9 protein-coding genes are annotated in these 9,061 nt (G+C 65.4%); 4 read left to right on the forward strand and 5 right to left on the reverse strand.

What is annotated here, in order from left to right; all coding sequences use genetic code 11:
• Window position 1 precedes the first annotated feature (1 nt).
• The 3 genes from trpE to rpe all read right to left on the reverse strand — a co-directional run bounded on the left by trpE (window position 2) and on the right by rpe (window position 3,057).
• Window positions 2–1,498, reverse strand: coding sequence for an anthranilate synthase component I (gene trpE / locus LK542_RS22580; protein ID WP_227813674.1), 1,497 nt, complete (start codon window positions 1,496–1,498; stop codon window positions 2–4).
• Between the two features lie 189 nt (window positions 1,499–1,687).
• A complete protein-coding gene (locus LK542_RS22585; protein ID WP_227813675.1) occupies window positions 1,688–2,386 on the reverse strand; it encodes a phosphoglycolate phosphatase in 699 nt (232 codons plus the stop codon).
• Window positions 2,386–3,057, reverse strand: coding sequence for a ribulose-phosphate 3-epimerase (rpe, locus tag LK542_RS22590; protein WP_159696604.1), 672 nt, complete (start codon window positions 3,055–3,057; stop codon window positions 2,386–2,388). The genes LK542_RS22585 and rpe overlap by 1 nt, the downstream gene beginning before the upstream one ends.
• 152 nt (window positions 3,058–3,209) lie before the next feature.
• Between rpe and apaG the strand changes: the two genes are divergently transcribed.
• A complete protein-coding gene (gene apaG / locus LK542_RS22595; protein WP_227813676.1) occupies window positions 3,210–3,584 on the forward strand; it encodes a Co2+/Mg2+ efflux protein ApaG in 375 nt (124 codons plus the stop codon).
• Between the two features lie 6 nt (window positions 3,585–3,590).
• Here apaG and LK542_RS22600 read toward each other — a convergent pair whose 3' ends face one another.
• Window positions 3,591–3,731 (reverse strand): hypothetical protein, encoded by a 141-nt coding sequence (locus LK542_RS22600; protein ID WP_227802930.1) that lies wholly within the window; start codon window positions 3,729–3,731, stop codon window positions 3,591–3,593.
• Window positions 3,732–3,741: 10 nt separating this feature from the next.
• On the opposite strand from LK542_RS22600, the gene LK542_RS22605 reads away from it, so the two are divergent.
• Entirely contained in the window at window positions 3,742–4,971 is a 1,230-nt protein-coding gene (locus LK542_RS22605; RefSeq protein ID WP_227813677.1) for a murein transglycosylase A, read from the forward strand.
• A gap of 4 nt (window positions 4,972–4,975) precedes the next feature.
• Here LK542_RS22605 and LK542_RS22610 read toward each other — a convergent pair whose 3' ends face one another.
• Window positions 4,976–6,277 (reverse strand): MFS transporter, encoded by a 1,302-nt coding sequence (locus LK542_RS22610; RefSeq protein ID WP_227813678.1) that lies wholly within the window; start codon window positions 6,275–6,277, stop codon window positions 4,976–4,978.
• A gap of 77 nt (window positions 6,278–6,354) precedes the next feature.
• On the opposite strand from LK542_RS22610, the gene LK542_RS22615 reads away from it, so the two are divergent.
• Entirely contained in the window at window positions 6,355–7,134 is a 780-nt protein-coding gene (locus LK542_RS22615) for an enoyl-CoA hydratase (RefSeq protein ID WP_227813679.1), read from the forward strand.
• 2 nt (window positions 7,135–7,136) lie between these two features.
• Entirely contained in the window at window positions 7,137–8,684 is a 1,548-nt protein-coding gene (locus LK542_RS22620) for a phospholipase D family protein (RefSeq protein ID WP_227813680.1), read from the forward strand.
• Window positions 8,685–9,061 lie beyond the last annotated feature (377 nt).

The following is a 9,061-nucleotide window of genomic DNA, read 5'->3' on the forward strand; positions in this document are numbered from 1 at the left end:
GTCAGAACTCCCCATCCAGGCCGTCTTGCACCTGTTCGGCCGCGCGCAGCACTGCGCGCGCCTTGTTTTCCGTTTCCTGCCATTCCATCTCGGGGATGGAGTCGGCCACGATGCCGGCCGCGGCCTGCACGTACAGGTTGCCGTCCTTGATCACGCCGGTGCGGATCGCGATCGCCACGTCCATCTCGCCGCCAAAGGAGAGGTAGCCGCAGGCGCCGCCATAGATGCCGCGCTTGACCGGTTCGAGTTCGTCGATCACTTCCATCGCGCGCACTTTCGGCGCGCCGGTCAGGGTCCCGGCCGGGAAGGTGGCGCGCAGTACGTCGAGGTTGGACATGCCGTCTTTCAGCTTGCCTTCCACGTTCGAGACGATGTGCTGCACGTGCGAGTACTTCTCGATGACCATGCGGTCGGTGACTTGCACGCTGCCGGTTTCGGCGATACGGCCGATGTCGTTGCGCGCCAGGTCGATCAGCATCACGTGCTCGGCGATCTCCTTCGGATCCGACAGGAGCTCGGCCGCCAGTTCGGTATCGCGCTCCGGCGTGGCGCCGCGCGGGCGGGTGCCGGCGATCGGACGCAGCGTGACCTTCTTGCCGCCCTCGGGCAGGGCTTCGTTGCGCACCAAAATCTCCGGCGAGGCGCCGACGATCTGCATGTCGCCGAAGTTGTAGTAGTACATGTAGGGCGAGGGATTCAGCGAACGCAGCGAGCGGTACAGCGACAGCGGCGAATCGACGTAGGGCTTGCGAATGCGCTGGCCGATCTGCACCTGCATCAGGTCGCCCGCCATCACGTATTCGTGGGCGCGCGCCACCGCCTTCAGATAGTCTTCCTTGCTGAAGTCGCGTACCGCTTCGGTGCGCACCGAGCTCGAGGTCACCGGCGCATCCACGCTCCGGCGCAGCATCACGCGCAGGTCCTTCAGGCGCTGGCGCGCACGTCCATAGGCTTCCGGATGGGACGGATCGGCATATACGATCAGGTACAGCTTGCCCGACAGGTTGTCGATCACCGCCAGCTCTTCGGTCAGCATCAGCTGGATGTCCGGCAGGCCCAGTTCGTCCGGCGGGCAGCTGTTCTCCAGCTTGCGCTCGATGTGGCGCACGGTGTCGTAGCCGAAGTAGCCGGCCAGGCCGCCGCAGAAGCGCGGCATGCCCGGGCGCAGCGCGACCTTGAAGCGCGACTGGTACTGCTCGATGAATTCGAGCGGATTGCCCTCGAAGGTCTCGATCACTTCACCGTTCTTCACCACGTCGAGGCGCTTGCCGGTACTGCGGATCAGGGTCGACGCCGGCAGGCCGATGAAGGAATAGCGGCCGAAGCGCTCGCCGCCGACGACTGATTCGAGCAGGAAGGTGTTCTTCCCGGTCTGCTGGGACTGGGCCAGCTTGAGGTACAGCGTGAGCGGGGTTTCGAGGTCGGCAAAGGCTTCCGCGATCAGGGGAATGCGGTTGTAGCCCTGGTTGGCCAGCGATTTAAATTCGAGTTCGGTCATGCTTGTCTCCAGACCGCCCAGGGGAGGAGAGGGCGGTGGTTCACTTCAAAAAACCTGTCGGACGCACGCGGCCGACAGCAATCAAGACGGGTCAGTTAGCCCAGGATTGCCAGCGTCGCCACAGCCAGGCCTCAAGGGCGCCGGTCTGGTTGACAGTGTGTTTTTTGGTGAAAAACATGTATAGATGACTTATTTTGCGGTGTGGTTATGCGCAGATACCAGCGCGGCTGCTTCAAACAGCGAACCCACTATACCATCAGAATTAATTTCTTGTACAGGCCGTCCGTGGTTATAACCATATGGCACTGTGAGCACAAAACAACCCGCCGCGCGCGCGGCTTCCGCGTCGTTGGACGAATCGCCGATCGCCACCACCTGCGATGGCGCCAGATCGAACGCGCTGCAGACGCCCAGCAGCGGCATCGGGTCCGGCTTCTTCTTCGGGAAGGAGTCGCCGCCGTAGACCAGCTCGAACCACGTCGCCAGGCCTTTCTGCGCCAGCAGCGGTGTGGTGAAGGCCAGCGGCTTGTTGGTGACACAGGCCAGGCGCAGGCCCTGTTCCTTCATCGCCGCGAGGCCTTCGATCACGCCGTCGAACAGCGTGCTGCGATCGCCATTGATGGCGAGGTAGTGGCGCTGGTAGCCGGCCAGCGCCTCGTCGAACACGGCGTCCACGCGCGCCGCATCCCAGTCGAGCAGCAGCGCGTCGCGCACTAGTTTTTCGGAGCCCTTGCCGACCAGCGGCTTGATGGTCGCTTGCGTGATCGGGCCGAGACCCAGGTCGGCGCGCATGCCGTTCAGGGCCGCCTCGAAGTCGGGCACCGTGTCGAGCATGGTGCCGTCCAGGTCGATGATGGCGGCTTTGATCGCCGCGGCGCCGGCCCGCATTACTTGCCGACCTTGGCCAGTTCGCCGCGCATCGCGTCGATTACCGCCTTGTAGTCCGGCTTGCCGAAGATCGCCGAGCCGGCGACAAAGGTATCGGCGCCAGCGGCGGCAGCTTCCGCGATGTTGTCGGCCTTGATGCCGCCATCGACCTCCAGCATGATGTCACGGCCCGATTCGTCGATCATGCGGCGCGCCAGCGCGATCTTCTTCAGTGCCTGCGGGATGAAGGACTGGCCGCCGAAGCCCGGGTTCACCGACATAATCAGGATCATGTCGATCTTGTCCATCACGTGCTCGAGGTAGTGCAGCGGCGTGTGCGGGTTGAACACCAGGCCGGCCTTGCAGCCGTTATCGCGGATCAGCTGCAGGGTGCGGTCGATGTGTTCCGACGCTTCCGGGTGGAAGGTAATGATGTTGGCGCCGGCCTTGGCGAAGTCCGGGATGATGCGGTCGACCGGCTTGACCATCAGGTGCACGTCGATCGGCACCTGCACGTGCGGGCGGATCGCCTGGCATACCAGCGGACCGATGGTCAGGTTCGGGACGTAGTGGTTGTCCATCACGTCGAAGTGGATGATGTCGGCGCCGGCGGCGACGACATTGCGCACTTCCTCGCCCAGTCGGGCGAAATCGGCGGACAGGATGCTGGGGGCGATGCGGTAGGTGGTCATGGCGGACGAGCTAATAAAGGGAATCCGCTATTTTACGCCGATGAGGCCCCATCCGCTGCTGCCGAACCACGCCGAAGGACGGCGCGCGGTATGATTGCCGTCTGCGCCCCGTGGCGCTTCCACCAATATTGACGATCACGCAAGGAATGTCCATGCCCGCCTATGAATTCGCTGTCTCCGTCAGGACCCAGTACCTGCCGGAACAGTCCAACCCGGACCGGGACCAGTTCGTGTTCAGCTACACCATCACGATCAGGAACACGGGCAGCATCGCCGCCCAGCTGATCTCGCGTCACTGGGTCATCACCGACGCCAGCAGCCGGGTGCAGGAAGTGCGCGGCTTGGGCGTGGTCGGTCACCAGCCGCTGCTGCAGCCAGGCCAGCAGTTCGAATACACCAGCGGCACCCAGGTCGCGACGCCGCAGGGCTCGATGCACGGCGAGTTCTTCTGCGTGGCCGAGGACGGGCACCGTTTCGAGGCCCCGATCCCGGAATTCGTGCTGGCCCAGCCAGGGGCGCTGCACTAAGACCTGTTACTGCTCGTCCTCGCGCTGTTTCTGCTGTTCCTGCGCCGGGTCATCGCGCACGTCCTTGCGGCCGGCGAACATGGTCCACCAGACGATAAACACGAGCAGGAACAGCGCCACACCGGCTTCCACCATCAAGATCCACATATCGGTCCTTATGCTTTCAACACGCCGCAGTGTAACCGCTTCGCTGGTCCTCGTCTCCTTGCTGGCCGCCTGCTCGACCACGCCGCCGCAGCCGCCCGCCAAACCGGCCGAGCCGGTGCGAATGCCGCCGCCGGTGGGGCCGGTCTACGTACCGGAGCAGCCCGCGCCGCCAGTCCAGCCTGCGCAGCCGCCTGCCCCTGTTCCCCTGATGACGCCGACCACCTTCGCCGCGCTGCCGGGCTGGGAACAGGACGACCTGCGCCAGGCCATGCCGGCCTTCCTGCAGTCGTGCCGGGGGCTGAACGGCAAGGCGGACTGGAAAGCGGTGTGCGCCGCCGCCCGCGCCGTCGATGCAGGCGACGCCGGCGCGGTGCGGCGCTTCTTCGAGACCTGGTTCGTGCCCAACCTGGTGCGCGCCGCCGATGGCGCCGACAGCGGCCTGATCACCGGCTACTACGAGGCCATGCTCTACGGTTCGCGCAAGCGCGGCGGGGCCTACCAGACGCCGCTCTACCGGGTGCCGGACGACCTGCTCACCGTCGACCTGGGCAGCGTGTATCCGCAGCTGAAAGGCATGCGCCTGCGCGGGCGCCTGTCGGGCAAGACCGTGGTCCCGTACAGCAGCCGCGCCGAGATCGCGCGTGCGCCGCTCAGCGGCAAGGAGCTGCTGTGGGTGAACGATCCGGTCGAAGCCTTCTTCCTCGAGGTGCAGGGTTCGGGCCGGGTCCAGTTCGAGAATGGCGAAACGGTGCGCGTGGCCTACGCCGACCAGAACGGCCATCCCTACAAGACCATCGGCCGCTGGCTGGTGGAGCAGGGCGAACTTACCGCGGAGCAGGCCACGGCCCAGGGCATCCGCGCCTGGATCGCGGCCAATCCGGGCCGGCGCCAGGAGCTGTTCAACGTGAATCCCAGCTATATCTTCTTCCGGGAAGAGAAGCTGCCCGACCCGTCGCTCGGGCCGAAGGGGGCGTTAGGCGTGCCACTGACTCCTGGGCGCTCGGTGGCGATCGACCCGTCTTTCATCCCGCTGGGTGCGCCGCTGTTCCTGGCGACGACGGAGGCAGCAAGCGAGGTGCCGATGCAGCGCCTGATGATGGCGCAGGATACGGGCGGTGCGATCCGCGGCGCCGTGCGCGCCGACTTCTTCTACGGCTTCGGGCCGGACGCGATGGACCGGGCCGGCAAGATGAAGCAGCGCGGCCAGGTGTGGGTGCTGCTGCCGCGCCCAGCTCCCTGAACACTCACTCCTTCGCTTCCTTCAGGCGCGTACCGAACACGCCGCCGGCAGCCAGCAGCAGGGCGCCGACCGCGATGCAGCCCAGGCCTTCGCGCACGCCGAAACCTTCGCCCAGTGCGCCCGCCAGCAGGGCGCCCAGCGGCGCCGCCGCCACGGTGAGCGCGCGCATGGTCGCCACCATCCGGCCCAAGACTGCGTCGGGCGTCACGCGCTGGCGCAGCGCGATATAGGGCACGAAGAACAGGGTCGCGCCGCAGTCGATCCAGAACACCACCATCGCATAGGCGGCCACGGTCCAGCCTGCGCTGCCGAACAGCGCCGCCGGGATCGCCGGCACCAGGGCGAAGCCGAGCGCAGACACGCACAAGCCGACCAGGATGCCGCCGCCGGTGCCGAAGCGCTTCGACAGCGGCTTGACCAGCAGCGAAGCCGCCAGCACGCCGAGGCCGCCGAGCATGTTCGCCATCCCCATCGTGCCCGCGCTCATGCCGAGCACGCGGGTGGCGAAGATCACGTGCAGGGCGGTATAGCCATAGAACAGCAGGTGCCAGCAGGCCGAGACCCAGGCCAGGGTACGCAGTAGCGGCTGGCGCCACACGAAGACCAGTCCTTCCTGGATGTCGCGCAGCGGGTGGGCGTTCGATGGCGGCGGCTGCGGTTCACGCGTCCGGATGCGGCGCAGGTTGAGCAGCGAGACGATGAAGCCGGCCACGTTGCACAGGATCGCGATCGGCGCGCCCAGCAACTGCACCAGGCCGCCCGCCATGCCGGGGCCGACCACCCGCGCAGCCGATTCGGTGGCCGCGAACTTCGATTGCGCGTCGACCAGGCCATCGCGCCCGACCAGGAAGGTGAGGAACACCTGTTCGGCGCTGCCGCCGACCACGTGGCCGGCGCCGATCACGAAGCCGACCGCGTACAGCCAGGGCAGGTTCAGGACGCCGAGCCACCAGGCCAGCGGCACGCTGGCGAGCGCGATCGCCACCATCAGGTCGCTGGCCATCATCACCGGCAGGCGCCGGCTGCGGTCGAGCAGTACGCCTGAGGGGAGTCCGAACAGCAGGAAGGGGAGCGACTCGAAGGCGGCCAGGGTCCCCATCTGGGCCGGCGTCGCATGCAGCATCAGCACCGCGCAAATCGGGAGGGCCAGGAGCGTGATCTGGGCGCCGAAGTGGGCCAGGATGCTGCTGAACCAGAAGCGGCGGAAGTCCGCCTTGCGCATCACCGAATCGGCCGGGATGCGCCGCTGGAGCCAGTGGGTGACAAACGGAGGAATGGTGATCTCGCACAGAATATTGCTGAACAAATAATCATACCGTGTTTGCTGGGGCGCGAGACGTTACAATCCGGGCAATCCGTCCAAGCTCACAAAAGGAATGTCACATGGAATATGCAGATCTGCTGATCGAAAACCACGGCAAGGTCGTCGTGATCCGCCTGAACCGTCCGAAGGCGATGAATGCGCTGAACGACAACATGATGAACGAGCTGGGTGACGCGCTCCACAAGTTCGATGCCGACCCGGCGGTCAACGTGATCGTCCTTACCGGCAGCGACAAGGTCTTCGCCGCCGGCGCCGACATCGCAGCCATGGCGAACTACACCTATGCGGCGGACACCTACCCGGGCAACTACATCGGCCGCAACTGGGAGCACATCCTCAACATCCGCAAACCCGTGGTCGGCGTGGTGTCGGGCTACTGCCTGGGCGGCGGCTGCGAACTGGCCATGATGTGCGACTTCCTCGTCGCGGCGGACAACGCCAAGTTCGGCCAGCCGGAAATCAAGGTCGGCGTGACCCCGGGCGCCGGCGGCACCCAGCGCCTGCCGCGCGCCATCTCGAAGTCGAAGGCGATGGACATGCTGCTCACCACCCGCATGATCGACGCCGCCGAAGCCGAGCGCACCGGCCTGGTGTCGCGCGTGTACCCGGCCGACAGCGTGATGGAAGAGGCGATCAAGATCGCCCAGGGCATCGCCGACATGCCGGTCTCGGTCGCCATGCAGATCAAGGACTGCGTCAACCAGGCCTACCAGATGCCTCTGACCGAAGGCGTGCGCTACGAGCGCCGCTACTTCCACGCCGGTTTCGGCACCCCTGCGCAAAAAGAAGGCATGTCGGCCTTCCTCGAGAAGCGCAAGCCGAACTTCGAAGGCATGTGAACATGAAGACGGCGCTGCGGCGGGGCACGGCGGCCTTGATCGTCGTCGCCGTCGCGGTGTATGGCTGCAGCGCGCTGCCGCCGCTCGGGCAGCGCAGCGGCAGCGTGGCGCTGGAGGATACTGCAGCCACGCCGCTTGGCCAGGCGCTCGCGCCGCTGGCGGCCGCGCATCCCGGGCGCTCCGGCGTCTATCCCCTGGTCGACGGGCGCGATGCCTTCGCGGCCCGCGTGCTGCTCACCCACAGCGCCCAGCGCAGCCTCGACGTCCAGTACTACATCTGGCGCAACGACCTGACCGGCACCCTGATGCTGGACGCGCTGCGCAGCGCCGCCGCGCGCGGCGTGCGCGTGCGCCTGCTGCTGGACGATAACAATACCGGCGGGCTCGATCCCGTCCTCGCCGCCCTCGACCGCCATCCCAACATCGAGGTCCGCCTGTTCAATCCCTTTGGCATGCGGCGCTGGCGCATGCTCGGTTATCTCACCGACTTCAGCCGGCTCAATCGCCGCATGCACAACAAGTCCTTCACCGTAGACAACCAGGCGACGATCGTCGGCGGCCGCAATATCGGCAACGAATACTTCGGCGCCGCCGGCGACATGCTGTTCCTCGACCTGGACGTGATGGCGGTGGGGCCCGTGGTGCGCGAGGTGTCGCAGGACTTCGACAAGTACTGGAACAGCGCGTCCGCCTATCCGATCACGGCACTGGTGGATGCCGACGGCGCCGAGCGTCCCGAGGCGCTGGCCGAACGGGCTGCCGCTTTCCGCGTGCAGGACGAGGCGCAGCGCTACCTGGAGGCGATCGCCACCTCGCCCTTCGTGACGCAGCTGGTGCGCCAGGAGCTGCCGCTGGAGTGGAGCGTCACGCGCCTGGTCAGCGATCCGCCGGCCAAAGTGCTGGGCGGGACCGGGCCGGGAGAGCGCATGGCCGACGGCCTGCGCAAGCTGCTGGGGGAGCCGAGGAAGGCAGTCGACCTGGTCTCGCCTTATTTCGTGCCCAGCAAGGCGGCGGCAGGGACGTTGCGCGACTTCGCCCGCAACGGGGTGCAGGTACGCGTGCTGACCAATTCGCTGGAAGCGACCGACGTCGCAGCGGTGCATGCCGGTTATGCGAAGTGGCGGCGCGAACTGCTCGAGTCCGGGGTCTCCTTATATGAATTGCGCCGCAGCTGGGCGCCGGCGCAGCCCGATACGGGGAAGGGGCGCTTCGGCAGCTCCGCTTCCAGCTTGCACGCCAAGACATTCGGCGTCGACGGCCATACGGTCTTCATCGGCTCCTTCAATATGGACAGGCGCTCGGTCGACCTGAATACCGAGATGGGCTTCGTCATCGACAGCCCGCAGATGGCGGGGCGGCTGAACCAGACACTGGACGACAGCATGCCGGAGCGTGCCTATGAAGTCCGCATCGACGAGCAGGGAAGGCTGTACTGGATCGAGCGCAGCGAGGGTAAAGTTCGTCGTCATGACCAGGAGCCGGGCACCACGATGTGGCAGCGCGCGGGTGTCCAGATATTGTCGTTTTTGCCAATCGACTGGCTCCTCTAAAAAAGTTCGCGCAAGCTCTTGCGGAGCTGTCCGCAGGTTTGCTATAGTTCGCCTCCGCTTCAGGACGCTGCAAGGCGTGACCGAAAAAGTCCAATGAAATCAGATGGTTAAGTTGGCAAGGTCGGCAGAGAAATCTGCAACGAAGCAAACCAAGGGGTTGACGAGTTACGCGAAACACTGCATAATCTCACTTCTCTGCTGCTGACGAACACAACGCTTCGTACGGTGCAGCAAGGTAGTACAGAACAACGGTTCTTTAACAATCAACAGTCGATAAGTGTGGGCGTTTGATGAAGGTGCCAGCTGACTTGTTCAGCTGCATACTTAAATTATCAAATGTTCACAAAAGTATTAAGCGTTGTCTCAGCAATGAGATG

It is taken from the genome of Massilia sp. IC2-477 (assembly GCF_020707265.1).
GTDB lineage: Bacteria > Pseudomonadota > Gammaproteobacteria > Burkholderiales > Burkholderiaceae_D > Telluria.